At 40.1% G+C, this 26595-nt stretch carries 24 protein-coding genes; 7 read left to right on the plus strand and 17 right to left on the minus strand.

Annotated elements, in window-relative coordinates:
• Window position 1 precedes the first annotated feature (1 nt).
• The gene (locus tag ACNQFZ_RS08815) at window positions 2-223 is read left to right on the plus strand and encodes a hypothetical protein (RefSeq protein ID WP_458414903.1); all 222 of its coding nucleotides are present in this window, start codon (window positions 2-4) and stop codon (window positions 221-223) included.
• Window positions 224-268: 45 nt separating this feature from the next.
• Here the strand turns inward: ACNQFZ_RS08815 and ACNQFZ_RS08820 are convergent, their stop codons facing one another.
• From ACNQFZ_RS08820 to ACNQFZ_RS08840, 5 genes are read right to left on the minus strand one after another with little or no spacing between them, the layout of a single operon-like run.
• On the minus strand, window positions 269-970 hold the full coding sequence (locus ACNQFZ_RS08820) for an ABC transporter ATP-binding protein (RefSeq protein ID WP_458414904.1): 702 nt from the start codon (window positions 968-970) through the stop codon (window positions 269-271).
• Window positions 963-1736 (minus strand): ABC transporter ATP-binding protein, encoded by a 774-nt coding sequence (locus tag ACNQFZ_RS08825; protein WP_458414905.1) that lies wholly within the window; start codon window positions 1734-1736, stop codon window positions 963-965. The genes ACNQFZ_RS08820 and ACNQFZ_RS08825 overlap by 8 nt, the downstream gene beginning before the upstream one ends.
• Window positions 1726-2700 carry a branched-chain amino acid ABC transporter permease gene (locus ACNQFZ_RS08830; RefSeq protein ID WP_458414906.1) on the minus strand — a complete coding sequence of 325 codons (975 nt, stop codon included), beginning with the start codon at window positions 2698-2700 and terminating at the stop codon, window positions 1726-1728. The genes ACNQFZ_RS08825 and ACNQFZ_RS08830 overlap by 11 nt, the downstream gene beginning before the upstream one ends.
• Window positions 2701-2704: 4 nt before the next feature.
• Window positions 2705-3586 (minus strand): branched-chain amino acid ABC transporter permease, encoded by an 882-nt coding sequence (locus ACNQFZ_RS08835; RefSeq protein WP_458414907.1) that lies wholly within the window; start codon window positions 3584-3586, stop codon window positions 2705-2707.
• A 23-nt stretch (window positions 3587-3609) separates the two neighbouring features.
• Window positions 3610-4782: an ABC transporter substrate-binding protein gene (locus ACNQFZ_RS08840; protein ID WP_458414908.1), complete on the minus strand. Its 1173-nt coding sequence runs from the start codon at window positions 4780-4782 to the stop codon at window positions 3610-3612.
• 286 nt (window positions 4783-5068) lie between these two features.
• On the opposite strand from ACNQFZ_RS08840, the gene ACNQFZ_RS08845 reads away from it, so the two are divergent.
• Window positions 5069-5440, plus strand: coding sequence for a pyridoxamine 5'-phosphate oxidase family protein (locus ACNQFZ_RS08845; RefSeq protein WP_458414909.1), 372 nt, complete (start codon window positions 5069-5071; stop codon window positions 5438-5440).
• Between the two features lie 167 nt (window positions 5441-5607).
• Entirely contained in the window at window positions 5608-7815 is a 2208-nt protein-coding gene (locus ACNQFZ_RS08850; protein ID WP_458414910.1) for a diguanylate cyclase domain-containing protein, read from the plus strand.
• Window positions 7816-8450: 635 nt separating this feature from the next.
• Here ACNQFZ_RS08850 and ACNQFZ_RS08855 read toward each other — a convergent pair.
• From ACNQFZ_RS08855 to ACNQFZ_RS08870, 4 genes are read right to left on the minus strand one after another with little or no spacing between them, the layout of a single operon-like run.
• Complete coding sequence (locus ACNQFZ_RS08855; protein WP_458414911.1) at window positions 8451-9227, minus strand: 3-hydroxybutyrate dehydrogenase; 777 nt, start codon at window positions 9225-9227, stop codon at window positions 8451-8453.
• A gap of 13 nt (window positions 9228-9240) precedes the next feature.
• Complete coding sequence (locus ACNQFZ_RS08860) at window positions 9241-10701, minus strand: CoA-acylating methylmalonate-semialdehyde dehydrogenase (protein WP_458414912.1); 1461 nt, start codon at window positions 10699-10701, stop codon at window positions 9241-9243.
• A gap of 43 nt (window positions 10702-10744) precedes the next feature.
• The gene (locus tag ACNQFZ_RS08865; protein ID WP_458414913.1) at window positions 10745-12073 is read right to left on the minus strand and encodes a GntP family permease; all 1329 of its coding nucleotides are present in this window, start codon (window positions 12071-12073) and stop codon (window positions 10745-10747) included.
• A 24-nt stretch (window positions 12074-12097) separates the two neighbouring features.
• Window positions 12098-13288, minus strand: a complete 1191-nt coding sequence (locus ACNQFZ_RS08870) for an iron-containing alcohol dehydrogenase (RefSeq protein ID WP_458414914.1) — start codon at window positions 13286-13288, stop codon at window positions 12098-12100.
• A gap of 306 nt (window positions 13289-13594) precedes the next feature.
• Here ACNQFZ_RS08870 and ACNQFZ_RS08875 point away from each other — a divergent pair, with 306 nt between their 5' ends.
• Genes ACNQFZ_RS08875 through ACNQFZ_RS08885 form a run of 3 tightly spaced genes read left to right on the plus strand, consistent with a single transcriptional unit; the run spans window position 13595 to window position 14813 of the window.
• Complete coding sequence (locus ACNQFZ_RS08875; protein WP_458414915.1) at window positions 13595-14077, plus strand: DUF2975 domain-containing protein; 483 nt, start codon at window positions 13595-13597, stop codon at window positions 14075-14077.
• A gap of 28 nt (window positions 14078-14105) precedes the next feature.
• Window positions 14106-14585 carry a DUF2975 domain-containing protein gene (locus tag ACNQFZ_RS08880; protein WP_458414916.1) on the plus strand — a complete coding sequence of 160 codons (480 nt, stop codon included), beginning with the start codon at window positions 14106-14108 and terminating at the stop codon, window positions 14583-14585.
• Between the two features lie 9 nt (window positions 14586-14594).
• Window positions 14595-14813 carry a helix-turn-helix domain-containing protein gene (locus ACNQFZ_RS08885; protein ID WP_458414917.1) on the plus strand — a complete coding sequence of 73 codons (219 nt, stop codon included), beginning with the start codon at window positions 14595-14597 and terminating at the stop codon, window positions 14811-14813.
• Window positions 14814-15087: 274 nt separating this feature from the next.
• On the opposite strand, the gene purU is transcribed toward ACNQFZ_RS08885, so the two are convergent.
• A complete protein-coding gene (gene purU, locus ACNQFZ_RS08890; RefSeq protein ID WP_458414918.1) occupies window positions 15088-15990 on the minus strand; it encodes a formyltetrahydrofolate deformylase in 903 nt (300 codons plus the stop codon).
• A 142-nt stretch (window positions 15991-16132) separates the two neighbouring features.
• Between purU and ACNQFZ_RS08895 the strand changes: the two genes are divergently transcribed.
• Window positions 16133-16903: a YhfC family intramembrane metalloprotease gene (locus ACNQFZ_RS08895; protein WP_458415351.1), complete on the plus strand. Its 771-nt coding sequence runs from the start codon at window positions 16133-16135 to the stop codon at window positions 16901-16903.
• Window positions 16904-16969: 66 nt separating this feature from the next.
• Here ACNQFZ_RS08895 and gatB read toward each other — a convergent pair whose 3' ends face one another.
• The 7 genes from gatB to pcrB all read right to left on the minus strand — a co-directional run bounded on the left by gatB (window position 16970) and on the right by pcrB (window position 26489).
• Window positions 16970-18400: an Asp-tRNA(Asn)/Glu-tRNA(Gln) amidotransferase subunit GatB gene (gene gatB / locus ACNQFZ_RS08900; protein WP_458414919.1), complete on the minus strand. Its 1431-nt coding sequence runs from the start codon at window positions 18398-18400 to the stop codon at window positions 16970-16972.
• 12 nt (window positions 18401-18412) lie between these two features.
• Window positions 18413-19873 (minus strand): Asp-tRNA(Asn)/Glu-tRNA(Gln) amidotransferase subunit GatA, encoded by a 1461-nt coding sequence (gene gatA, locus ACNQFZ_RS08905; protein WP_458414920.1) that lies wholly within the window; start codon window positions 19871-19873, stop codon window positions 18413-18415.
• Between the two features lie 17 nt (window positions 19874-19890).
• Window positions 19891-20181: an Asp-tRNA(Asn)/Glu-tRNA(Gln) amidotransferase subunit GatC gene (gene gatC / locus ACNQFZ_RS08910; RefSeq protein WP_458414921.1), complete on the minus strand. Its 291-nt coding sequence runs from the start codon at window positions 20179-20181 to the stop codon at window positions 19891-19893.
• 190 nt (window positions 20182-20371) lie between these two features.
• Window positions 20372-21508: a CamS family sex pheromone protein gene (locus ACNQFZ_RS08915; RefSeq protein ID WP_458414922.1), complete on the minus strand. Its 1137-nt coding sequence runs from the start codon at window positions 21506-21508 to the stop codon at window positions 20372-20374.
• Between the two features lie 15 nt (window positions 21509-21523).
• On the minus strand, window positions 21524-23530 hold the full coding sequence (gene ligA, locus ACNQFZ_RS08920; RefSeq protein WP_458414923.1) for an NAD-dependent DNA ligase LigA: 2007 nt from the start codon (window positions 23528-23530) through the stop codon (window positions 21524-21526).
• A gap of 12 nt (window positions 23531-23542) precedes the next feature.
• Window positions 23543-25771 (minus strand): DNA helicase PcrA, encoded by a 2229-nt coding sequence (gene pcrA / locus ACNQFZ_RS08925; RefSeq protein ID WP_458414924.1) that lies wholly within the window; start codon window positions 25769-25771, stop codon window positions 23543-23545.
• Between the two features lie 31 nt (window positions 25772-25802).
• Window positions 25803-26489: a heptaprenylglyceryl phosphate synthase gene (gene pcrB / locus ACNQFZ_RS08930; RefSeq protein WP_458414925.1), complete on the minus strand. Its 687-nt coding sequence runs from the start codon at window positions 26487-26489 to the stop codon at window positions 25803-25805.
• Between the last annotated feature and the right edge of the window lie 106 nt (window positions 26490-26595).

A 26595-nucleotide genomic window follows, 5' to 3' on the forward strand; every position in this document is an offset into this window, starting at 1 on the left:
GATGGGGTTTGCCACTGAAAATATGAAGAAGAAAGCCCTAACTTTATCCACAGGGATAGGAGCAGCAGGAATAACAATCGGTAGTTCCTTAACAGGTCATGCGACCGCTCTCTGTACAGGCGCATGCGGGTCATGTGGATTTGGATGCGGATCTTTAATTTCCGCTGCAGGCGTAGGAGCAATAGCACTAATAAGCGGTCGTAAAAATAAAAAGACATCTTGAAATATAAAAAGCCTTATTGAAATTTCAATAAGGCTTTTCTGATGTTTAATGACCTAAATACGCTTCCTTAATGCTTGAATCCTCTAACAATTGTGCTGCTGGGCCTTCGGCAACCACTTTCCCGGTTTCCAGTACATAGCCATAATCAGCAATTTTCAAGGCTTGGCGGGCATTTTGCTCCACGATTAAAACGGTTGTTCCAGAATCTTTTATTTCTTTTACAATCCGGAAAATATCTTGAACAATAAGCGGCGCTAATCCCATTGACGGCTCATCTAATAATAGGAGCTTCGGTTTGGACATGAGCGCTCTTGCTATGGCAAGCATTTGCTGCTGTCCGCCTGACATTGTTCCTCCCAATTGCTTTTTACGTTCACGCAAGATTGGGAAGCGGTCCATTACTGCTTCCAAATCATCCTTCACTTGATGATCATTACGATGATAGGCGCCCATTTCAAGATTTTCTAATACAGACATACCTGTTAAAATAGCACGGCCTTCCGGCACTAGAGCAAGTCCTTTGCGAACCAATTGGAATGGCTCCAATTTTGTAATGTCCTCACCACGGAAGAAAATCTTGCCCTCTTTTGGGTGCAACAAACCGCTGATTGTATTCATCGTTGTCGTTTTACCGGCACCATTGGCTCCAAGGATTGTGACAATGGTACCTTCCTTTACTTCCAATGAAACATTTTTCAATGCTTGAATTTTACCATAATAGGTGCTAATCCCTTGGACTTTAAGCAAGATCTTCATCCTCCTCTCTACCAAGATAGGCTTCGATTACATCAGGATTATTTTGAATTTCCTGCGGCGTACCTTCAGCAATTTTTTTACCGAAGTTAAGAACAGCAATCCGATCACATGCCTTCATAACGAGAGGCATATCATGTTCAATTAATAGAATTGTTAAGCCTTTGCTTTTAATTAAAAAAATTAACTCGAGCAAATCCTGCGTTTCTGTTTCGTTCATCCCTGCAGCAGGCTCGTCTAAGAGTAATAGTTTTGGCGAACTGGCAAGGGCACGGGCGATCTCCAAACGACGTTGTTGACCATAGGAAAGATTCTCAGCAATCGTGTCCTTAAATTCCAATAGTCCTACCAATTCTAATAGGCGTTCTGATTTTTCACGGATTTCTTTTTCTTCTTGTTTTTGCGACCTTGGACGTAAAACACTTTTCCATACGCCTGCTTTTGTGCGGCAATGGGTACCCACCATAACATTTTCCAATACAGTCATCTGCTGGAATAGGCGGATATTTTGAAATGTCCGGCAAATTCCTTTTTCCGTTATTTGATGTGGCTTTAAGCCTGCGATATTTTCATTTCCAAACTTAATTTCACCCAATGACGGCGGGAACATGGAGGTAATGATATTAAACATTGTTGTTTTTCCGGCACCATTTGGGCCGATCAGACCGAATACTTGGCCGTCCTCGATTGTGAATGTAACATCAGTTAACGCTTGGAGACCACCAAAGCTTTTACTCACTTGTTTAACTTCAAGCGCCATGGTCAGCACCCCTTTTCACTGAAGTTTTACCTTTACCAGATCGATTTCGTTTTCTAAACCACTTCGGGTCAAGAATACCTTGTGGACGGAAAGCCATCATTGCTACTAATATCGCGCCGTAGATCATAAAGCGGTAATCGGCAATCCCCCTCAAAAACTCTGGCAATGATGTTAACAAGGCTGCACCAAATACCGGACCCCAAATAACCTCACTGCCGCCAAAAACAGCAAAGATTAAAATTTCAACCGCTTTATGGTACGAAAAGTCAGCCGGGCTGATATAAGCTGTTACATGGGCATACAAAGCTCCAGCAAATCCAGAAATCATAGCTCCTTGAACAAATGCTAAAATTTTGTAATAGGTAATATTAACACCCATTGCTTCCGTTGCGCGCTCATCCATTTTAATGGCAGCAAACGCGCGGCCCACCCGTGAATTATTTTGACGGATAAAAAACCAAAGTAACAGGATCACAATCAATAGTAATAGTATAAAAATAGATAGACTTATAAATTGATTGTTTCGAAGGCCAAAAGCAGCTGGCTCTATTCCCCAACCTTTTGCCACAGCTAGAATTTCACGTCCAATATGTGGGATTCCGGAAATACCAACGGCTCCTTTTGTTAAAGACTCCCAATTAATAAATAGAACACGGATTACCTCACCAAATCCCAGTGTTGCAATCGCTAAGAACACACCTTGAAGACGTAGGGTTGGTAGCCCGATTAATAAACCAACCAGCCCTGCAACAATCGATCCTAGTACGATACCAACTACAATCGGAAGATCGTACTGGAGCGTGAGAATAGCTGAAGTATAAGCGCCAATCCCCATAAAACCGGCATTCCCTAATGAGATTTGACCAGTAGCGAGTGTAATATAGATACTGATACCCAAAACGATATTGATTAATACGAATGAAGCTACTTGTAGATAATATGGATTAATCATACTTTCTAGCATCTCATCACGGCCTTTCCGGTGCCGCTGATCCAAATAGTCCTTGTGGACGGACTAATAAAATAATGATGATCATGATAAACGCAATCGCATCACGATATCCAGAATCACCAAAAGCGACAACAAATGTTTCAGATAAACCTAAAATTAAGCCACCAACCATGGCACCGCGTACACTTCCCATACCACCTAAAATAATGATGGCAAGTCCCTTTAATCCCATGGAAAGCCCCATTTGCGGAGTAACCGAGTTAAACGCCATTCCAACAAGGATACCGGCAATTCCACCCATGGAAGATGCTAGTATAACCGTTAACGTGATTATTCTTTTTGTATTAACACCTAGTAGACTAGCAGCCTTTAAATTTTCCGCGCTAGCCCGCAGTGCCTTCCCTGCTTTTGTTTTCGATAACCAGTAGGATAGTCCCAACATCAATATGATAGATATAACAAAGATAACAATTTGTACAACATAAACAGTTATCGAGCCTACTTGTATACTAATCTCTGAAAAAGATGTACGAAACGGATGGTTTCCCGCACCAAACAGGTGGTGTGCTAGATTTTCTAGGAAAATAGATACCCCTATGGTACTTATAAGAGGAGCAAGGTGTGATACACCTTGCTTGCCACGTAGAGGCCTTAATGCGAAACGTTCTAGGAAATAACCCATAATACCTGTGATGGCAATGGCTACTAGAAACCCAACCCATAAAGGCAGATGATAAGTTTGAGTAACAAGTACTCCCATAAAGGCACCAAACATAAATATTTCACCGTGCGCCATATTGATAATATTTAGTACACCGAATACTAGCGTAAAACCTAGCGCTACGATTGCATAAATACTACCAAGTGTTATGCCGTTGATTAACTGCTCCAAAAACATGGTGCCTCTTCCTCCATTAATTATTATTCAAAAATTTTAAATTGACCTTGATCAATTACTAAAACAGTTGGGTCCATCACAATATCTCCAACTTTATCAAATGACATTTTACCTAAAATACCTTGGAAATCTTTTGTTGCAGCTAACGCATCGCGAACTGCATCACGATCATCACTACCTGCATTTTTAACAGCTTCAGCTACTAAGTAAAGGCCATCATAAGCTTGTGCTGCGAATTGGTCTGGATCTTTACCAAATTTCTCTTTATATTTTTTCACGAATTCTTGTACCTTTGCATCTTCCTTACCACCAAACCAAGGTGTTGCCACGATTAATCCATTTGCAGCATCACCGGCAATTTTGATTACTTCCGGAGAGTTAAAGCCGTTACCGCCAACGAATGGTACAGTAATTCCCATTTTACGAGCTTGGTCCATAATTACCGCGCCTTCATTGTATAAAGCAGAACAAAGAATTAAATCAGGATTTAAGCTTTTAATCTTTGTTAATTGTGCATTGTAATCTGATTGACCTTTTTGGAATGTTTCAATCGTTAAAACTTCTAGACCCATTTTTTCTGCTGTAGCTTTCATTGTGTCAAAACCTGACTTTGTGAATACATCGTCATTTCCGTACATGATGGCTACTTTTTTAACAGCAAATTTATCTACTGCTTTTTGCATCGCAGCTGGAATTGCTAAAGTCTCAGGAATAGAATCACGGAAAACATAATCACCAATCTCTGGAATACCTTGAGCTGTTGTTGAAGTTCCTAACGTTGGTACACCTGCTAAATCTGCCTCAGGACCAACTACGTTCATTTCTGTACTTAATGTAGGTCCAATTAATGCTGTTACATTATCTGAGTTGATTAACTTTTGAGCTGCAGATAAAGCTTGTTCCTGCTTACCTGCTGAATCCTCGATTACAAGATCAAGTTTAACTTCACCTTTGGCATTGATTTCTTCTTGGGCTAACTTAAGACCATTTGTAATTGCTTCCCCATAACCAGCGCCTGGACCAGTAATATAAGAAACAACCCCAATTTTCGCTTCTACAGCGCCAGAAGACTTTCCAGCATCTCCACTAGCTTTTTTATCACTGTTTGCAGCTTCGTTGCCACCACCGCTACAAGCAGCTAAGAACATTGCTAGCATCATTGTAAGAGCTAGCATTAAAATTTTGATATTCTTCACCAAAATTCCCCCTACTATTTTGTTTTTTTCTTTATACTATACTATTAAAATATATTTTCAGAATTTTGTAAATATATGAAAGCGTTTTATTTTTATCAAAAAATATTTTCTTTTTAAAAAATTTAAATAATCATAGGAAAGTTATAGGAAGTTGTTCTATTTTGTTTGCATTATCCCATAAATATGGAAAACCTCTATTTGATAGTGATAAATAGCACAGGGTGGAAAATACTTTTTCTTTATAATGATAATGATATTGTTTTAAAGACAAGGGGAGGAAAAAATAATGGTGATACCTGAAAAGTTTTTAGAGGTTTTGCAGCACGAAGGGGTCGCAACTATCGGAACATTTGCGGATGGTAAGATACACCTTAGCAATACATGGAATAGTTATATGCAAATTTCCGATGGGAAACTACTTTATCCAGCGGGCGGGATGAATACAACTGAAGCCAATGTCGAGAAAAATAATCAAGTTATGGTGACGATTGGAAGCCGTGAAGTAGAGGGCTTCCACGGTCCGGGCACAGGATTTAGAATCGTAGGAACAGCAACCTTCTTAAAATCAGGAGCAGAATTTGAAGAATTTAAGCAAAGCTTTCCGTGGGCGCGTGCGGTTGTTGAAATTACGATTGAATCTATTACGCAGACTTTATAGTACTTACAAGAACGGGTATGAACCCGTTCTTTTTTATGTCAAAGTCACTACTTTCGACCTAATAAATACCCACAATTTAATTATTTCGTCATACTTTTGCACAATTTTTGCTAATTTTCATGATACATTATGTTTATTACCAATAATTAAGATTGAAGGTGTGCCCAATGAATTCAATCTTTTCACCCGCTGTTTCTTTAATGAAAAAGTTAAAGTATCCTCATAAATTCGCTTTAATCGGGATTATCATTCTGCTACCTGTTAGCTTCATGCTGTACTACTTTTTCTCAGGGATGGAGGACAAAATTGCCTTTATTGAAAAAGAAAAAATAGGTATTGAATATAATCTTCATTTGAAAAATCTATTAGATGAATTACAGCAGCATCGTGGGATGACAAATGCTTACCGCAATGGTGATCAATCTTTTAAAGAGGAAATTTCCATCAAGGAGTCGCAAATTAAATTAGAAATAAGTGAAATTGATGCAATTAATAAAAGGTTGGCAAGTAAGTTGCAGACCAAAAAAATGTGGGATGATGTTAAGAATAACTGGATAAGCTTTCAAGCTAACGCTAACAATCTTACGGCACAGGAAAACCTAGAAATGCATACAAAGGTTATCGCAAAATTGGTCTTATTAATGAATCATGTTGGCTATACTTCAAATTTATATCTTGATTCAAGGCTAGAAAACCATCATCTTATTGCATCATATACAAAGATTCCTTATATGACGGAAAAAATTGGCCAAGCACGCGCAATTGGGTCAGGCTATCTGGCGAAAAAATTAGGAACGGTAGAAGAGAAAGAAAAACTGTTTGCGCTATCAATCTTAATTAGGGCAACTGCCGATGACATTAACGAAACAGTAAAAACTGTTTTAAATGAAAATATAACGAATAAACCATTAATAAATTCCTATCTTAACGAATCGGTATCAGAAACAGAGTTTTTTCTTGATACGTTAAACAATAAAGTCCTTGTGGCAACGAATACGATCATCACGCCTAATTATTATTTTCTCTTAGCTACGAAGACCATTGACAGTTCTTATAAGCTATATGAAGCAGAGGCGCAGGCGCTTTCACATTTACTTGATAACGATATTACCCATGCGAAAAGTCAAAGAAACCAAGTTATCTTTTTATTTGCAATTGTACTTTTTATCTTATTCTATTTATTCATCGCTTTTTACAAATCTGTCCGTGATACCCTTCTCACATTTGAACAAACTGCCGTTAAAATGGCGAATGGTGACTTAAAAGCTAGGGTGTCACTCGATACGAAGGATGAATTAAAGGAAGCTGGAGACTCGTTCAATATAATGGCGGAATCGCTGTGTGATAAAATTGATGAGTTAAAAGAGGCTGAGGAAGCGTTGCAGGAGCAAAAGGAGTTCTCAGATAATCTTATTTTAAATTCAACTACCGCAACATTTGTCATTAATTCAAAAGGCGAGATTACGATTTGGAATAAAGGGTTAGAGAAGCTCACAGGAATAAAAGCTGAAACAGTAATCGGAACGTCAAATCATTGGACAGCTTTTTACAATACAGTTCACCCTTGCTTAGCTGATTTAATAATTCACGAGGATCATAAAACGTTGTATTCTCTCGACTATAATCGGTCAGCTTTAATTCCAGATGCGCTCCATTCAGAAGGCTGGTTCGTTTTAAGGGATGGTGTTAATCATTACCTCTCATTTGAAGCGGCGCCAATTTATAACCGGAAAGGCGATGTTATTGCTGTTATCCAAACACTAATGGACATGACAGAGAAAAAGCGCACCGAAGATAAAATAAAATATAGGGCATATCATGATAAATTGACAGGCCTCTATAATCGAAGCTACTTGGATAAAGCGATTGGTAAAGCTTTATTACATGCAAAAAGTGAAAATCGCATAGTGGCACTTCTTTTTATAGACCTAGATGGCTTTAAGGAGGTTAATGACACATACGGTCATGATATTGGCGATTTCTTGCTTAAAATTGTAGCTAATCGTCTAAAAAAATATGCCGGAGACGATGATACCGTGGCCCGCTTGGGAGGAGATGAATTTGTCATTCTTCTTCAGGAAATAAAAAAACCAAGTGAGGCCGGGATGGTTGCTCATAATATTATTGCAGAAATAAATATGCCGATTGTCATTAATAACTACGAGTTGTCCGTTGGGGCAAGTATCGGTATCAGCCTTTTCCCACACAATGGCATAGACAATGTGACATTAACAAAGCATGCTGATTTGGCAATGTATAAGGCCAAACGGAGAGGAAAAAACAGATTTCAATTTTTCACTTCCTTAATGTGTGATCCTGATTGTAAATTAGTGAGCTGTTTAATAAAAAATTTACAAAAGGAAACGAGTTCTTAAAAAATACAGTAACATTTCTTTTTGGATGCAGAACAGATTTTTAGTAGCAAAAAAAAATCACGACAACTGTAGAAGCCTGATAAATATTAATTTATCAGGCTTCTGCTCATTTGATCATATATAATGATTCGGACACTCCAGATTAAGAATTAACTAATGTTGTCCGTTTGTCGCCTTCTTGCGGACTCTCTTGCTTAAAAAGCTGCTCGCGCTGTCCGTTTGTCGCCTTTTTTCGGACTCTCTTACTTGAAAAGCTACTCGCGTTGTCCGTTTGACGCCTTCTTGCGGACTCTCTTGCTTAAAAAGCTGCTCGCGCTGTCCGTTTGACGCCTTCTTGCGGACTCTCTTACTTGAAAAGCTACTCGCGTTGTCCGATTAACGCCTTCTTGCGGACTCTCTTACTTGAAAAGCTACTCGCGTTGTCCGTTTAACGCCTTCTTGCGGACTCTCTTACTTGAAAAGCTACTCGCGTTGTCCGTTTGTCGCCTTCTTGCGGACTTCACATGCGAAGTTTCAACCTTTGCTGTCCGTTTGTCGCCTTCTTGCGGACTCCACATGCGATGAATCTACTATTACTGTCCGAAAACCTCCTTCTTTCGTACAAGCCAAAATAGCAAAAGTGAACTCGCCCTTGCCTATTGGGCTGTATATCCTCCATCAATAACAACCGCTTGACCTGTCACTCCCATTGCTTTGTCACTTGCTAAAAACAAGGCATAATCAGCTATTTCCTTGACGGCTAATAATCGCTTCTGGGGAACTAAAGGATATAACACTTCTTCAAGTACTTTTTCCACCGGAATATTGCGATTTCTCGCTAAATCTTCAAATTGATTCCGGACGAGTGGTGTGTCCACATAGCCGGGGCATATCGCATTAACCCGGATCCCCGAGGCTGCCCCTTCTAATGCTGTCACCTTTGTTAAACCAATGACCCCATGCTTGGCACTATTATAGGCTGCCTTTCCAGCAAAACCGATTAAGCCATTAATGGACGCCATATTTAGAATGACGCCGGACCCCTGTTTTTTCATGGTTGGAAAAGCATGCTTTATTGCCATGAAAGGTGCCGTTAGCATAACTTTTATGATTAATTCGAACCTTTCAGTTGGAAAATCCTCGACTGAGGCAACGTGCTGCAGACCGGCATTATTGATTAAAACATCAAGCCTTCCATATTTTTCAACCGTTGCATCGATGGCTTGGCAAAGTTCTTTTTCATTAGTGACATCACAGGGAAGGCCAATACAATCATAGCCTTCTTTTCTCAAATTCTCTGTTACTTCAAGTACTTTCTTTTCATTCAGATCTGAAAAAGCCACTTTTGCACCATTTTGTGCAAAGGTAACGCCCATTTCATAACCAATCCCACTAGCTGCTCCAGTTATAAAAACGACTTTGTTTTCTACCATTTCATACACCCCATTACATCCACTTCGTTGTAATGACTTTTTTCCTTGTATAAAACTGCAGCCCGTCTTTGCCATTGGCATGAAGGTCGCCATAGAAGGAATCTTTCCAGCCGGAAAACGGGAAGAAGGCCATTGGTGCCGGGACACCAATATTTACACCAAGCATACCGGCATCAATACTTTCTCGAAAACGGCGGACACTGCCCCCGTCATTTGTAAAAATGCAGGCTCCATTTGCAAAGCGTGATTGATTGGCTAGCCCAATGGCTTCATCGAGATCTTTGACACGAACTATGGAAAGGACCGGTGCAAAAATCTCATCCTGCAAAATTTTCATTTCTGCGCTTACATGATCAAAAATGGTTGGACCTACAAAATATCCTTTTTCCACCGCAGCGGCATCTAAGCGACCGTCTCGGACTAGTGTTGCTCCTTCCATTTCGCCTGACTCGATATATTTCAGTGTGCGTTCTTTGTGCTGCTCACGAATGACCGGTCCAAGAAAGACGCCATCATCCAAACCATTGCCAATTTTGATTTCATTCGCTTTTTTCGTTAGCAGTTCGACAAACTGATCCGCAATTGCAGCTTCCACTGCTACGACCGATGCCGCCATACAGCGCTCCCCTGCAGACCCGAAGGCCGCATTAAGGATTTGGGTTGTGGCATTGTCAAGGTTTGCATCCTGCAGGACGATTGAATGATTTTTCGCACCTGCTAACGCTTGCACCCGTTTCAAATGATCTGTACCACGCCTGTAAACATACTCGGCAACCGGCTGTGACCCAACAAACGAAATAGCAGCTACTTTTTGGTGATCCAATAATCCATTCACGACATCATGGGCACCATGAATGATATTAAAGACACCTTTTGGCAATCCAGCTTCCTCTAGTAATTCCGCTAAACGATTGGCTAGTAACGGCGTGCGTTCTGATGGTTTTAAAACAAAGGTATTTCCCGTTACAATCGCCATCGGGAACATCCAACATGGTACCATCATCGGAAAATTAAAAGGAGTAATCCCACCAATAACGCCGATTGGATAACGGTATACACCTGATTCAAGATCCGATGCAACGGAGGCCAGTTGTTCCCCCATCATTAAAGACGGTGCACCAGCGGCAAATTCCACATTTTCAATACCACGCTGGACTTCGCCATAGGCTTCCGTGTAGCTCTTACCGTTTTCTATTGTTATTAATCTCGCAAGCTCTTCCCAGTTATCTACAAGTAGTTGCTGGTATTTAAAGAGAACACGGGCACGCTTCGGTACAGGTTCTTCTTTCCATGTTTGAAAGGCTTCCGCCGCAGCATTCACTGCCAGATTAACATCTTCTTCCGTTGATATAGGCACATAGGCAATTACTTCCCCTGTAGCAGGATTATAAACCGCTTCCCTTTTCTCGGTTTTCGCCTCTATCCATTCACCGCCTATATAATTTTTCACAGTTTGGATTGTTATTTTTGTCATATCCAGATCCCCCATATTTTATAGTTTCGCGAATTCCAGATTTTTAGAAAATCGAGTACAAAATAACCGCAAGGAGCATTACAAGAGTCGGTAAAACGACACTTAAATAGAAGATAGGTTTATAGGACCTCGCATGTGTTTCACCGCAAATGGCACGAACAGTCGTAACAACGTAGCCATTATGTGGAAGCGAATCCAAACCGCCAGATGCCAACGCAGAAACGCGGTGCATGGCACCAGGGTCCACACCCATACCCATATAAATTGGGGCTAAAATTGGTAGAGCAATACCTAGTCCTCCTGAAGCCGAACCAGTAATACCACAAATAATGGTTACTCCAATTCCAAGTCCTAATAGAGGCGACCCAGGCATATTGACAAGGCTGTTTACTAAACTTTCAAAGGCTGATACTTTTGAAGCAACACTTCCAAAGCCAACTACCGCACATGTATTGGCAAGGGCGACGAGCGCATTTTGTGCTCCTACTGAAAGTGATTCCCAAAATTCCTTAAGATATGATTTCATTGTGATACATGCAAGCGCGATGCCAACCGTCAAAGCAATTAATAAAGCAGTCGTAGGACTGATAAATTGGCCCAAAATATTTAGTAGAATTATAACGAGGGCGAGCGGTAAAATTGAAACGACAACATTAGGCAACGCATTTGCTGCATGCTGCTTTTTTCCATCTTCAAGACTTGCCGCCAATTCTGCTTTTGCCGATGGATGTGAAAAAACTTCTCCCTTTTGAACAGCTTTTCTAACCAAAGATCCTAGCCAAAAACCACCAACTACCATAATGATGAGTGCCATCAGAACGCCAATCCATCCACCAGCAGTTGGGGTTGTATGAAAAAATTGCGTAGGAATAATATTTTGAATTTCTGGCGATCCCGGTGATGTCATCGTAAAGGATACCGACCCGAATACCAATGCCCCTGGAATAAAACGATGCGGCAGGTTGGCCGCTCTAAATAATGACAACGCAATTGGATAAACTGCAAAACCAACAACGAATAAACTTACCCCACCATAGGTCATGATTGCCGCAGCAGCTACAACCGCAAACACAGCGCGCTTGGCACCAAACTTATTTTTAATACATTGGGCAATACTTTCCGCTGACCTCGTTTCCTCCATGACCTTTCCAAAAATAGCTCCCAATAAAAAGACTAAAAACCAGGAAGAAAAATACCCTGTAAAGCCCTTCATGTAATGGTCCAACATGGCCGTTTCTAAGTTCAAACCACCGGTAATTGCTACTACGATTGAGGATATGATTGCTGCGATAATAATATTAATTCCTTTCATAGTTAGAAAGATTAGCAGTGCAAGAGAAATAATTAACCCGAGCAAGCCTAGAAAATCCATATTATTACCTCCATCTCATCCTTTTTACTTATTTTCTAAAGAAAATTGATAATCATAGCAAATGCCGTAAAGCTCCTCTATTTCTTCCTTCGATGGCACCTTAGGATTATTTTGTGGACTTCCACTAGCGAGTGCATCTAAAGCCATTTTGCTGATAGCGTTTTCAAACATAGTCCGATCAATACCCCACTTCTTCATATTCGGAATATTTAATTCCAGACAAAGCTCTTTTACAGAAGAAACGGCTATGTCAGCAGCTTCCACATCGGAAAGGTTCTCTACACCCGAAGCAAACAATCTCCCTAAATCAGCCAGCCGCTTCACACAGGAATCTTTACTAAATTCAAGTACAGCCGGTAAAAGCATGGCATTTGAGAAGCCGTGTGGAACATGGAAGAGTGCCCCGATTGGTCTTGACATCCCATGGACTAAACATACGGAAGCATTCGAAAAAGCCATTCCTGCCTGCATCGCACCTAATGACATGGCTTCCCGGGCATCAACATTCTCTCCTTCCTGATAAACCTTTCGTAAGTTATTCACGATTAATTCCATTGCCGATAATGCTAATGTGTCGGTCATCGGGTGGGCACGCTTGGAAATATAGGCTTCGATCGCATGGCTCAGTGCGTCTACACCTGTAGCAGCCGTAACAGACTTTGGTGATGATATGGTTAATAAAGGATCCACAATCGCTACATCTGGCATAAAGGCCGGTTGTTTAATCATCATTTTTACGTCATTTTTTGTATTTGTAATAACAGTCACATCTGTTGCCTCAGACCCTGTACCAGCTGTTGTCGGAATCGCTATATGTGGAATAGGCTTGACCTCAGCGATTTTCTTCCTTCCCATATAATCGCCAATGTAGCCGCCATTGGTTGCAACGACGGAAATCGCCTTTGCCGTATCAATGCAGCTTCCTCCGCCAAGCGAAATAATCACATCACATTGCTCTTCCCGTAACAGCTCCAGCCCCTCATCAACATAAACGTCAATCGGCTCTGACTCCACACCTAAATAGACGCTGCTTCGAACCCCTTCTGCTAACAGAAGGTCTCGGCATTGATGAACATATCCCAGGCCTTCCATTATTTTATCGCTGACGATCAAGGCCTTTTTCCCCCTACTCGCCGTCTCCCTCCCTACCGTTTGAAAAGACTCCCTCCCATAATGAATGGTGTTTGGAGTAAGAAATACTGCATAGTTTTCCAACTTTGACCCTCCTTTTCCATTTTCAAACTTAATGTAGTACGCCAGCTAGAAAATTGGCTGACTGAGATTCACCTAGTTTCATAGGAAGCTAGGTTGTTTAATTAATATTCCGCTGGTTGCTTGAATATTATTAATTCATTTTTTCTATAAGAAAAAGCACCTGGTTATTTACTTAAATCGTTCCGTTTTGAGGTGCATATTGGTTAAATAACAATAATAATATAATAAAAAACGATATGAATTTATTGTAAAACGATAAATTGTATGCTAAAGTCGTATTGTCATTATATAAGTGAGGTGTTTTAAATGAATGTTAAACGAGGTTCTACCACTTTCTTAAAGATCATTATTTTTCTGGTTGGAATTGCAGTGCTTACCGTGTGTATATATTTTTTGCCTGAAGCAGCCAGAAGAGATGCGATAGAGCGCCCAGGTGATTATTCGCTATATCCACTTTTGGTATGTGCCTATGGAATATGTATTACGTTTTCTGTAGCGTTGTATCAAGTATTTATACTTTTAATCTATATCGAAAAGAGCAATGCTTTTACTGAGTTATCTCTTCAATCTTTAAAGGTAATAAAAAAATGCGCTTTTACTGTCATTTTCTTCATTTTGTTAGCAATAGTTTATTTAAGAGTATATGCTCAATTTACAGGTGATGATGCAGCAGGTCCAATATCTCTAGGTCTAATGGGGATTTTAGTAACTAGCGTCATCGTAGCTTTTGTGAACGTACTTCAAAAACCTATAAAGAATGTCTTGGATTCACAGCCAAAAAACAATTAACATTTTGAATATAATAGAGGTGTTTTTTATGAAGATAGCAAACACATTATTTTTGAAGATAGCTGTTATTCTTATTGGAATTCCAGTTCTCGCTTTGTGCATATTTCTGGTTCCTGAACTGGCAGTTGCGGTAGCGGATTTCTTAGGGTTTCATTCCATAAAATATATCATTTTCATCCTTTTATATGGAGGAGCATTACCTTTTTACTTCGCCCTTTATCAAGCTTTTAAATTATTAAATTATATTGACAAGAACATCGCTTTCTCTGAATTGTCCGTTCGAACTTTAATGAGAATCAAATACTGCGCCATTTCCATCTGTAGTTTGCATGTCTTAGGTTTGCCGCTATATTATTTCGTGGCGGATAAAGACGATGCCCCAGGTCTCATATTTGTTGGAATGGTCATTCCTTTTGCTTCGATGGTTATCGCCGTTTTTGCTGCTGTTCTCCAAAGACTATTACAAGAAGCTATTAATTTAAAATCAGAAAATGATTTAACGGTCTGAGGTGAGAAAATGGCAATAATAATTAATATTGATGTGATGTTAGCGAAACGAAAAATGAGTGTAACTGAGCTTTCGGAGAGGGTTGGAATTACTATGGCGAATCTTTCTATTCTGAAAAACGGAAAAGCAAAAGCGGTTCGTTTTTCAACATTAGAAGCGATATGTAAGACTTTGGATTGCCAGCCAGGTGATATTTTGGAGTACAAAAGCGACAAGGACACACAATAAAAATAGACAACAAATTTAATAAAGTAAACCATTTGCCACGCTTTTAGGTGGAGAATTTCCGGCTAATGTAAAATCCAATGATTTGGATCATATAAACGGAATTTTGCCGTTTATTTTTTAAACACAGTGAGGGAAATCAACTTCAGAGAGCCAAAGTCAAATAAAAAAATAGGGTGAGAAAATCACTGCGATTTCTCACCCTATATGTATTGAGATTTACTGTCCTGCACCTTTAAAAAGAATCCGTTAGTTATTTACCAGGTACTCTCTTATTTTAACTAAACACAACCGTTTTATTTTTATATGGAATAACACGGTCTTCTAAATGCCAAGCTACCGCTCTTGCTAATACACTGCGTTCGACAGAGCGCCCGATTCTTTTCAAATCCTCTGCGTTATGGCGATGATCCACACGTTGGACCCCTTGCTCGATGATTGGTCCTTCATCTAGATCATCTGTAACATAATGGGAGGTTGCTCCAATAATCTTCACGCCCCGCTCATATGCCCGTTCATATGGTCTTGCCCCAACAAAGGCTGGTAGGAACGAATGATGGATATTGATAATTCGATTTGGCTGGCTTGCGATAAATGCCGGTGAAAGGATTTGCATATAGCGTGCCAAAACTGACACATCGATATCATATTCTTCAAGCAGTTTTAATTGCCTTTGTTCAGAATCCTGCTTCGTGTCTTTGGTGACCGGGATATGGTAAAAAGGAATTCCAAATTGCTCGACAGTTGGCCCAAGGTCTGGGTGATTACTGATCACAACGGCTATATCTGCAACCAAGTCGCCAGCCTGCCATTGCCATAACAGCTCCGTTAAGCAATGATCTTGTTTTGATACAAAAATTGCCATTTTTTTGATATGATAAGCGTATGCGAAATGCCAATCCATCTTAAATTGTTCACCAATCACAGCAAAGTCCTCTTCAAGCTTCTGCTCTTGTTGATCAAGATTTGGCATTGTAAATTCAATCCGCATAAAGAAGAGCCCACCTTCAGGATCGCTTGAATATTGATCCGACTGGATGATGTTCGCCCCGTGTTCAAATAAAAATTTTGAAACAGTTGCTACGATACCCGGCTTGTCCGGGCACGATATAAGTAAGCGCGCTTTATCTTTGTTATTTTGTTGAAATAATTCTATTTTCCGTTGTCTTAAATCCTTCATGGTAACCTCCAGCGTAGATATAAATTCAATATTTTAATATGTAATGAGTAAAATTATACTATAAATATTATAATTTGCACCAATCTGACTAATTTTATCCATTCAATAAAAACAAAGGAGGTTGGTTTGTTTGGTTTCACAAATACAAATGGCTGGAATGATGACACAGCTTCTCATTTCTTTGGTATTTCCAATTATTATTCTTATATTTCTTATTCGTAAAAAGGCTTTATCGTGGAAATCATTCTGGATTGGAGCGTTAATTTTTGTTGTTTTTTCGCAAGTATTAGAAAAACTATTGCACATTGCTGTTATTGACCCATCTGGTCCTTCATTAAAGTGGACAGATAGTAAGGTCGCATTTGTAGCTTATGGGGCATTGGCAGCAGGTTTTTTTGAAGAGATTGGCCGTTATGTTGGCTTTACGTTTTTACTTAAGAAAAATCGAAGCTATCATGATGGATTGTCATTCGGTTTAGGGCATGGCGGAATGGAAGCCATTCTAATTGGCGTAATGGGCGGTGTCAATGCCATTGTGATGGCGTATTTGATTAATTCAGGCATGTTTGACCAAACCCTCGGGGCTGCACTGCCTGTTGATCAACTTGCCCAGATAAAACATCAACTTTTACACACAGGGTTTGGCATGTATGTCGTTGGTGGATTGGAACGAATTCCAGCTATTTTTATTCAAATCGCGCTCTCTGTTGTTGTACTCCTAGCTGTCCGGGAAAATAAATTTATTTATGTTTTATATGCCATCGGTTTGCATGCATTAATGGATGTAGCACCGGCATTGTATCAGGCTCACGCCATTAAGTCGGTTTGGATTGCTGAATTCATCATCTTACTTTACGGAATTTCTGCCGTTATTTTTATCATCAAAGCAAAAAAGCTGGTTCAAACTGAATAATGGAATGGATTAAAAAAGCACCCGTACCAGTGCATTGTATTGCACAAGTACGGGTGCTTTTGCATTTTACAGTTTATCAAGCTCTTCTGCAATCAGCTTGTTAACCAACTGCGGATTTGCTTTCCCTTTTGTTGCCTTCATAATTTGGCCAACGAAGAAGCCTGCCGCTTTTTTGTTGCCACTCTTATAGTCTTCAACAACTTTTGGATTGCCGGCAACTGCATCAGCAACGATACCGCGAAGCTCGCCCTCGTCTGAAATTTGGACAAGTCCTTTTTCTTCAACAATCTTCTCAGCATCGCCGCCGTTTTCAACCAACTCTTTGAAAATATCTTTGGCGATTTTTGATGAGATTGTACCTTTCTGAATAAGGCCAATTAATTTTGCCAATGCATCTGGTGTGAGCTTAACATCATGCAACTCTACATTATTTGCATTTAAATAGGCAGAAAGCTCACCCATAATCCAGTTAGAAGCCTGTTTTGGCTCTGCACCAGCGGCAACCGCTGCTTCGAAAAAGTCAGAAGTTTCTTTTGAAACTGTTAAAACAGCTGCATCGTAAGCTGGTAAGCCAAGCTCGCCGACATAACGCTCACGGCGTGCATCTGGCAACTCAGGAATTTCCTCACGAACGCGATTCATCCATGCCTCATCAATCACAATATCAACTAAATCCGGCTCAGGGAAATAGCGATAATCATCAGAGCCTTCCTTGACACGCATTAGAATTGTTTTCTTTTTCGCATCATCATAACGGCGTGTTTCCTGCTGAATGAAACCGCCGGACAAAAGCACCTGCTCTTGACGTCTTTCTTCATATTCTAAACCATCGCGAACAAATGCAAATGAGTTTAAGTTCTTAAGCTCTGTTTTCGTACCAAATTTCTCTTGGCCTACGGGGCGTAGAGAAATATTGGCATCACAACGCAATGAGCCTTCTTCCATTTTACAGTCAGAAACACCTGTATATTGAATGATAGACTTTAATTTTTCTAAATAAGCATAAGCTTCTTCAGGTGAACGCATGTCCGGCTCAGATACAATCTCAATCAGTGGTGTACCTTGACGGTTTAAATCCACTAATGAATGGCCGTCACCTGTGTGTGTCAACTTACCGGCATCCTCTTCCATATGGATCTGCGTAATCCCGATTCGTTTCTTTTCTCCGTTCACTTCAATATCTATCCAGCCACGTTTCCCAATCGCCTTATCAAATTGAGAAATTTGGTATGCTTTCGGATTATCTGGATAAAAATAGTTTTTACGGTCAAATGTTGTAATCGGTGTAATTTCACAGTTTAATGCCATCGCAGCTTTCATTGCAAAATCAACGGCTTGCTGATTTACGACCGGTAGTACGCCTGGATGCCCTTGGCAAATCGGACATGTATTGCTGTTAGGGGCTACTCCAAATTCATTTGGACAATTACAAAAGATTTTTGTATTTGTTTTTAGCTCAACATGGACTTCAAGTCCAATGACTGTTTCAAAAGCCATCTTTCGTCCCCCCTACAGATTCGGTCTTTGTCGTGTAAAATCTGTTGCTTGCTCATAAGCATGTGCTACACGATAGACCGTACTTTCATCAAAATACTTTCCAATGATTTGCAAGCCGATTGGCAAGCCATCTTTTGAAAATCCACATGGAACTGAAATTCCTGGTACACCCGCAAGGTTCACTGGAATAGTTAAAATATCCTCAACATACATTGTTAATGGATCATTTGTCTTTTCACCAATCTTAAATGCTGGTGTTGGGTTTGTTGGCCCAAGGATGACATCATATTTTTCGAATACTTTTTCAAAGTCATTTTTAATTAATGTACGAACTTTTTGTGCTTTTTTGTAATAGGCATCATAGAAACCTGCACTTAGTGCAAATGTTCCAAGCATAATGCGGCGTTTTACTTCATCACCGAAGCCTTCGCTGCGTGACATTTTGTATAAATCAATAATATTTTTCGCATTATCAGTGCGAACACCATAACGGACACCATCAAAACGGGAAAGGTTGGCAGATGCTTCTGATGATGCAAGTAAGTAATAGGTTGCTACCGCATATTTTGAGTGTGGAAGTGAAACCTCTTCCCAAACAGCGCCTTGAGCTTCCAACACCTTCAGTGCATTCATCACAGCTTCTTTTACATCTTCACGTACGCCTTCACCGATATATTCTTTTGGCACGGCAATTTTTAAGCCTTTAACATCACCTGTTAATGCAGATAGGTAATCAGGGATTTCCACGTTGGCAGATGTTGAATCCATTTTGTCATGGCCTGCAATCGATTGTAATATGTAGGCATTATCTTCAACGCTTCTTGTAATTGGTCCGATTTGATCCAATGATGATGCATACGCAACAAGTCCAAAGCGTGATACTAATCCGTAAGTTGGTTTTAAACCAACGACACCACAAAAGGCAGCTGGCTGACGAATGGAACCACCTGTATCTGAACCTAATGCAAATGGCACTTCACCTGCCGCAACCGCCGCTGCGGAACCACCGCTTGAGCCACCTGGTACATAGTCTAGATTCCAAGGGTTTTTCGTAGGATAAAAACCTGAATTTTCATTTGATGAGCCCATCGCGAATTCATCCATATTACATTTTCCAATAATAATAGCTTCTGCATTATGTAGCTTCTCAGTAACTGTTGCATCGTAGACAGGATCAAAGTTTGCTAGAATTTTACTAGCACAAGTTGTACGAAGTCCTTTCGTTACGATGTTATCCTTTACACCAATTGGCATCCCAAAAAGAAGGCCAAATTGATCCTTTTTATCCAATTCTTGGTCAAGCTTAGCAGCTTGTTCTCTAGCTGCTTCTTCATTTAATGTAAGAAATGCTTTTACTTTATCTTCCACTTCGCCAATTCGTTGATAAGACTCGTCAACAAGCTCTGTAACGGAAATTTCCTTTTTATGGAGCATCCCATGTAAATCAGAGATTTTGTTCTCAAATAAAGACATACTATGCCCTCCTCTCCTTATTCAATGATAGATGGTACTCTAAATTGACCATCTCTTTGATCAGGTGCATTTTTCAATGCATCATCTTGTGTTAGCCAATTGCGTGATGTATCTTCTCTTAAGACATTTTTAATGTCCAATACATGCGTTGTCGGCTCGATGTTTTCTGTATCAAGTTCATTTAAAAGCTCAGCATATTCAATAATTGAATCCAAATGCTTCGTCATTTTTTCAGCTTCTTCTTCAGTTATTGCCAAACGTGCTAAATGTGCAACGTGCTTCACTTCTTCCATTGAAATTCGTGACATACCGTTCCCCCCAATCTATGTAAAAATAATGTAGGATTGTCTCAAATTTATATAATGTTCAATGAAGCGGGAGACTTCTATTGAATAAAATTAATACAATACAATGATAATACCAAAAATTAATGCGATTGTTCAAGGCTTGGTACAAGGGGACGGTTCGTTTGTTCCAAAAGCGCCTCCCTTGTTCCATTTACCTAAAGATATGAACAAATGGCTTTTCGTCGCCGCCGTTCCAGCGAATCAGTGCTTCTTGACCGCTAATGGATGTGACATAAACCTGAACAGAGATATACGGTGGAAAATGATCGAGCACCAACCCTGTGATATACTCTGTAAAACCAATGATTTCTGCCTTTCCATAAAACTGAATTGGAATTTCAATCGTCAATTCCTGAAGCTGATCATCCACATAATAACCGCGTCCTACCACACCGACATAGTTCGGAAAGTACTGTTCAATATCACTTTTAAAATTCATCATTCGCGTATAGTCATCATAATATAAGTCTTTACCTTCTTGAGATGGGAACAAAATATATTTTTCATTAATATTTTCCCATTTAGAGATAGAACCGTCATTCGCACCTACATATGTTTTCGCGAAGTAATTACCCGGGACAACGGAGTCTCTCGGTTGTTCCTTAAATAATGCAATTTCAATTGGGATTCCATCTAATTCTTTAATGCTACGTAGTTTTTGCAGAACTTGTTGCGCTATCGCTCTCCCCTGCTTATTAAGTTCGGCAGCAGATATAGGCTCTTCTCTTGGATAGCCCTTTGTCGGCTCATTAAAATTATAGACTGACTTTAACGCAAGCCCGATAACAACCCCAGCTAATTCTACTTTGTTATTATCATTTTTTTTCAAATAATTTTGTTCCATTATATGTGATAAGTATTTTGGATTTTTTTGAAAATCCTCCGTAGTTGCTGTTTTTTCATTTAAAGGTGGATTCAACCCGTCCACATTTTTGTCGCTCTGTCTTCCAACCCAATCTTCGACCATAGCTGATGTTATATATTGGCCCTCTTGAAAATAGAAATCGTTCGGATCAAAGTGCTCTTGAGCGATTCTCATCAAACCCATTTCCATCTCATTTATATCTAAACGATTATATACCGTATAATTCACTAAACCTCTTGCCTTCCCGGGCTTATATGGCAAAATCGTCCGATAATAATCATCAGAAATTTTGTATTTTGGAATAATTGCCTGTTCCGTCGACTCTTTCGTTTGCTGTACAATTTCTTCATCTTTTCCAAAGTTAGGGGTACATGCAGACAGTACTAGTAACAGACCTAGTAACACTAGTAAACCTTTCTTCACTTTTTGGCCCCCCTTTTATCTCTTTAGTTCTTGAAGCATCCTTGCCTCATCCCAAACTTCAATTCCGAATTCCAATGCTTTCGCTAATTTAGAACCAGCATCTTCACCAGCAATCACAATGTCGGTGTTTTTACTTACACTCCCTGTTACCTTTGCTCCAAGTGCTTCCAGTTCCTTTTTGGCATCATTTCTAGCCATTTGCTCAAGTTTTCCAGTCAATACAACAGTTTTACCTGCAAAAACAGAATCAATTTCGTCCACATTTACTGCTTTCGGCCCTTTATAGGTCATATTGACGCCATAGAATGTAAGCTCATCGAGCAATTGACTAACTTCTGACTTGCTAAAATAAGCAACAATCGAATCGGCCATCTTCTCGCCAATTTCATTAATATTGATTAAATCTTCCATCGTTGCTTTTTGCAAAGTTTCTATCGTTTCAAACTGCTGCGCTAACGTCTTCGCCGCCTTTGCTCCAACATGGCGAATCCCTAGACCAAAAAGCAATTTTTCCAATGAATTTTCCTTAGATGCTTCAATCGCCTGTAAAAGGTTGTCAACGGATTTCGCACCCATTCTTTCAAGCTGTAAAAGTTCATCCCGATCCAATTTATAGATATCAGCAACATCTTCAATTAAATTCGCAGCAAATAATTGGGTGATCACCTTTTCCCCTAAGCCTTCAATATTCATGGCATTGCGAGAAACGAAGTGAATGAGACCTTCGCGAATTTGCGCATGACATCTTGGATTAATGCAACGAAGTGCTACTTCATCCTCTAGGCGGACCAACTCGCTGCCACATTCAGGACAACCGTTCGGCATCGCAAAATCCTGTTCTTCACCCGTGCGCTTTTCTTCCACCACACTTACGACTTCAGGAATGATATCGCCCGCTTTTTTAATAATCACATAGTCGCCGATTTTGATATCTTTTTCGCGTATCAAATCCTCGTTATGAAGGGAAGCCCGTTTTACTGTTGTTCCAGCAACACGGACAGGCTCCAAAATCGCGGTTGGCGTAATCACACCCGTTCTGCCGACACTGAGCTCAATATCAAGTAGCCTTGTCATCACTTCTTCTGCAGGAAATTTATATGCAATGGCCCAGCGCGGGCTTTTTGCCGTGTTGCCCAGCTGCTCTTGTTGTTCAAAAGAATCTACTTTAATAACAATCCCGTCAATTTCATATGGAAGTGTCGGCCGTTTTTCAGTCCAGTTCTCTATAAACTGCAGCACTTCATCGATGGTAGCACATCTTCTTCGTTCAGGATTTGTTTTAAAACCAAGCTCTTCTAAAAAATCAAGCCCATCACTATGGGAATCAATCGGTAGACCTTCGGTAGAGCCAATTCCATATAGAAAAATAGCTAAATTTCGTTTGGCTGCAATTTTCGGATCAAGCTGCCGTAAAGAACCTGCCGCAGCATTACGCGGATTGGCAAATAGCTCTTCACCATTGGCTTCACGTTCTTTATTTAGTGCCTCAAAGGAACTTTTCGGCATGTAAGCTTCCCCACGGACCTCAATATCAATGTTTTGTTTAAGCCTTAAAGGAATGGTCTTGATTGTCCGTAAGTTGGTCGTGATATCCTCGCCAACGGTTCCGTCACCACGTGTTGACCCTTGAACAAACAGGCCATTTTCATAGTGAAGTGAGATGGCCAGACCATCGATTTTCAACTCACAAACATAGGAGAACTCGTCGCCCACCTCCTGGCGGACGCGGCGGTCAAAATCGCGCAAATCTCCTTCGTTAAAGGCATTCCCAAGACTAAGCATTGGCACTCTGTGTTGCACTTTTTCAAAGGACGCAAGCGGCTCGCCGCCGACACGTTGTGTTGGCGAATCAGGCGTAACCAGCTCAGGATACTTTTCTTCTAAACTTAGCAGCTCTTGCATAAGCTTGTCATACTCTGCGTCAGGGACTGTTGGTTTATCAAGTGTATAATACTCATAGCTATATTGATTTAACAAATCCTTTAATTCGTCGATTCGCTTTGTATCGTCTTGTAACGTCATATCATACCTTCCTTAAATCTTTGTAATTGGTGCAAATTGTGCTAACAGCCTCTTAATGCCCGTTGGCTGTGGAAAAGCAATATCCAGCTCTTTATCCGCACCGTCTCCTTTTACACTTACAACTGTGCCAATGCCCCATTTTTTGTGTTCAACTTTATCACCGACACGCCAGCCTACTAAATCGCCGCCAGTATTCGTAGCAACAGGGCGAACAACCGATTGCTGAAGTCTCGGTTTTGACACACCAAATGGAGATGCTGTCGATGGTTTCCTTTGCGCTTGTTTCGCGGCTTCTTCCGCAAGATTTTCTACCAACTCACCAGGAATTTCACCGATAAAACGTGACACAGCGTTCATTTGTGTCCGTCCGAATAATGTTCTCATCCGGGCATTTGTTAAAAATAATTCATTTTCAGCACGCGTAATACCAACGTAAGCTAGTCTTCGTTCCTCTTCCATTTCTTCATCATCCATTAAGGAACGGCTATGTGGGAATACCCCCTCTTCCATGCCCATTAAAAAGACAACCGGGAACTCCAACCCTTTTGCTGAATGGAGTGTCATTAAAATAACAGCGTCTTGGCTATTTTCCTCTTCTTCATCCACTTGGTCAATATCAGCAATAAGCGCTAAATCTGTTAAAAATGAGACTAGGCTTTTATCCTCATTTGTTTTTTCAAAGTTTTTCGTAACAGATAAAAATTCATCAATATTTTCAAGTCGGCCTTCCGCTTCTAACGTTTTTTCAGCTTTCAGCATATCGCGATAGCCTGTTTTTTCAAGAATTTCTTCTACTAATTCGGTAACAGAAAGAAATTCCTGCATTTGATTCCAATTGCGGATTTGGTCACGGAATTCAATTAATGTATTTGTAAACCGTGCTGATAGGCCGATGAAGTCAACCTCGTTTAAGGCTTCATAAATCGACAAACCAGCCTGAACGGCATAATCAGCGACCTTATCCAATGTTGAAGCGCCGATTCCCCTTTTTGGAACATTAATAATCCTTGCAAGACTTATATCATCATCAGGGTTGGCAATTAAACGCAAATATGCCAATAGGTCCTTGATTTCCTTACGATCATAGAACTTTGTGCCGCCGACAATGGTATATTGAATATTCGATTTTAGTAAAACTTCCTCCATCACCCGTGACTGGGCATTCGTCCGATAAAGAATCGCCAAATCTTGCTGACTGTACTTTCCTTCGTCTACTAATTCTTTTATTTTCCCCGCTACAAAATGGGCTTCATCACGTTCATTGTCGCCGCGGTAATACACCAATTTTTTACCTTCATCATTTTCGGTCCACAGCTTTTTCGGCTTCCGATTGGCGTTGTTTTCAATCACTGTATTTGCTGCTTCAAGAATTCGTTTTGTTGAACGATAGTTTTGTTCAAGCATAATTACCGTTGCATTTGGATAGTCTTTTTCAAAGGATAAAATATTAGCAATATCCGCCCCGCGCCAACGATAAATTGATTGATCCGAGTCACCGACTACACATAAGTTTTTAAAACGAGCCGCCATCAGCTTTACCAGCATATATTGCGCTCTATTTGTGTCCTGATACTCATCAACATGGATATATTGAAACTTACGTTGATAAAATTCGAGAACCTCTGGGACGCGGTCAAAGAGCTGAATCGTCATCATGATGAGATCATCAAAATCCAATGATTGATTTTTTTTCAATCTGTCCTGATACGCGCTATAAACTTCAGCCACTGTATTTTGATAATAGTCACCAGTAGTTTTGGCATACTCTTCCGCCGTAACTAACTCATTCTTCGCTCCGCTAATAGTGCCTAGGATTGATTTTGGATCGAATTTTTTCGGGTCTTTATTTTTTTCCTTCAAAATTTTCTTAATCACCGATAGCTGATCCGTTGTATCAAGGATTGAGAAATTGCGATTATAGCCAATTCGATCAATATCTCGTCGCAAAATTCGTACACACATGGAGTGGAATGTTGAAATCCATATTTCTTCGGCAGTAGGTCCGACAATTTTTGAAACACGTTCCTTCATTTCACGTGCAGCTTTATTTGTAAATGTAATCGCAAGGATATTCCATGGGGCAACATCCTTTTCACTCATTAAATAAGCAATCCGGTGCGTCAACACTCTCGTTTTTCCACTGCCCGCTCCAGCCATAATAAGCAATGGTCCTTCTGTTGCACGTACGGCTGCTTGCTGTTCAGGGTTTAACCCACTTAATAGCCTTTCACTTGTTTGCAAAACGAAACACTCCTAACCTTTTTCAATCAACTTAGTTTTTTACTGCTTGTACGGTTTTTAAAGCTTTGGGGAGATCATCATAAATGCTATTGCCAACAATAATGGTATCTGCGTATTGGGCCATTTCTGCGGCTTTATCATCATCAGTAATACCGCCGCCATAAAAAAGCTGTGTGCGATGTAATTCTGCTTTCACTTTTTGCACAACAGCAGGGTCACCATATGTACCACTATATTCTAAATAAAATACAGGCAGATTATAAATCCGCTCAGCTAGATTCGCATAAGCGACAATATCGTCCACATCTAAATTCGTATTGGCTTCTGTTTGGACTGCAGCTTTTGACTCGGCATTTACTATGCAATAGCCTTCGACAAGAATTTCATCCCAATTCATAATAGCACCATATTCTTTTACAGCTTCATGATGCAAGCCAACAATCCACTTCGTATTCGTACTATTTAAGACCGTTGGGATAAAATAAAAATCAAACCCTGGTGTCAGCGACTCTATATTAGATACTTCAAGAACGCATGGAACAGTATATCTGCGAACCCTTGAAAGCATGTACACAGTATTATCAAGCGTCACTCCGTCTGTACCGCCAATCATAACCGCATCTGTTCCTGACTCACAAATTAATTCTAGATCATGATCTGAGATTTCCTTATTCGGGTCTAACTTAAAAATGTGTTTCCACTGTTTTATATCATACATTACCTTTGTCCTCCTGCTACACTCAACTAAAACGTATTATAGCAAATTTTTAATATGAAAACTTCCATACAAAAACAGAAAAAGCCGACTCACCTCGAGAAATCGA

The sequence above is a fragment of the Schinkia acidoalkalinis genome (assembly GCF_054301215.1).

Coding starts and splice junctions, on each gene's coding strand:
- ACNQFZ_RS08815 (WP_458414903.1), top strand. CDS start 2: ATGGGGTTTGCCACTGAAAATATGAAGAAGAAAGCCCTAACTTTATCC.
- ACNQFZ_RS08825 (WP_458414905.1), bottom strand. CDS start 1,736: ATGGCGCTTGAAGTTAAACAAGTGAGTAAAAGCTTTGGTGGTCTCCAA.
- ACNQFZ_RS08830 (WP_458414906.1), bottom strand. CDS start 2,700: ATGCTAGAAAGTATGATTAATCCATATTATCTACAAGTAGCTTCATTC.
- ACNQFZ_RS08835 (WP_458414907.1), bottom strand. CDS start 3,586: ATGTTTTTGGAGCAGTTAATCAACGGCATAACACTTGGTAGTATTTAT.
- ACNQFZ_RS08845 (WP_458414909.1), top strand. CDS start 5,069: ATGGTGATACCTGAAAAGTTTTTAGAGGTTTTGCAGCACGAAGGGGTC.
- ACNQFZ_RS08850 (WP_458414910.1), top strand. CDS start 5,608: ATGAATTCAATCTTTTCACCCGCTGTTTCTTTAATGAAAAAGTTAAAG.
- ACNQFZ_RS08855 (WP_458414911.1), bottom strand. CDS start 9,227: ATGGTAGAAAACAAAGTCGTTTTTATAACTGGAGCAGCTAGTGGGATT.
- ACNQFZ_RS08860 (WP_458414912.1), bottom strand. CDS start 10,701: ATGACAAAAATAACAATCCAAACTGTGAAAAATTATATAGGCGGTGAA.
- ACNQFZ_RS08865 (WP_458414913.1), bottom strand. CDS start 12,073: ATGGATTTTCTAGGCTTGCTCGGGTTAATTATTTCTCTTGCACTGCTA.
- ACNQFZ_RS08875 (WP_458414915.1), top strand. CDS start 13,595: ATGAATGTTAAACGAGGTTCTACCACTTTCTTAAAGATCATTATTTTT.
- ACNQFZ_RS08880 (WP_458414916.1), top strand. CDS start 14,106: ATGAAGATAGCAAACACATTATTTTTGAAGATAGCTGTTATTCTTATT.
- ACNQFZ_RS08885 (WP_458414917.1), top strand. CDS start 14,595: ATGGCAATAATAATTAATATTGATGTGATGTTAGCGAAACGAAAAATG.
- purU (WP_458414918.1), bottom strand. CDS start 15,990: ATGAAGGATTTAAGACAACGGAAAATAGAATTATTTCAACAAAATAAC.
- gatB (WP_458414919.1), bottom strand. CDS start 18,400: ATGGCTTTTGAAACAGTCATTGGACTTGAAGTCCATGTTGAGCTAAAA.
- gatA (WP_458414920.1), bottom strand. CDS start 19,873: ATGTCTTTATTTGAGAACAAAATCTCTGATTTACATGGGATGCTCCAT.
- gatC (WP_458414921.1), bottom strand. CDS start 20,181: ATGTCACGAATTTCAATGGAAGAAGTGAAGCACGTTGCACATTTAGCA.
- ligA (WP_458414923.1), bottom strand. CDS start 23,530: ATGACGTTACAAGACGATACAAAGCGAATCGACGAATTAAAGGATTTG.
- pcrB (WP_458414925.1), bottom strand. CDS start 26,489: ATGTATGATATAAAACAGTGGAAACACATTTTTAAGTTAGACCCGAAT.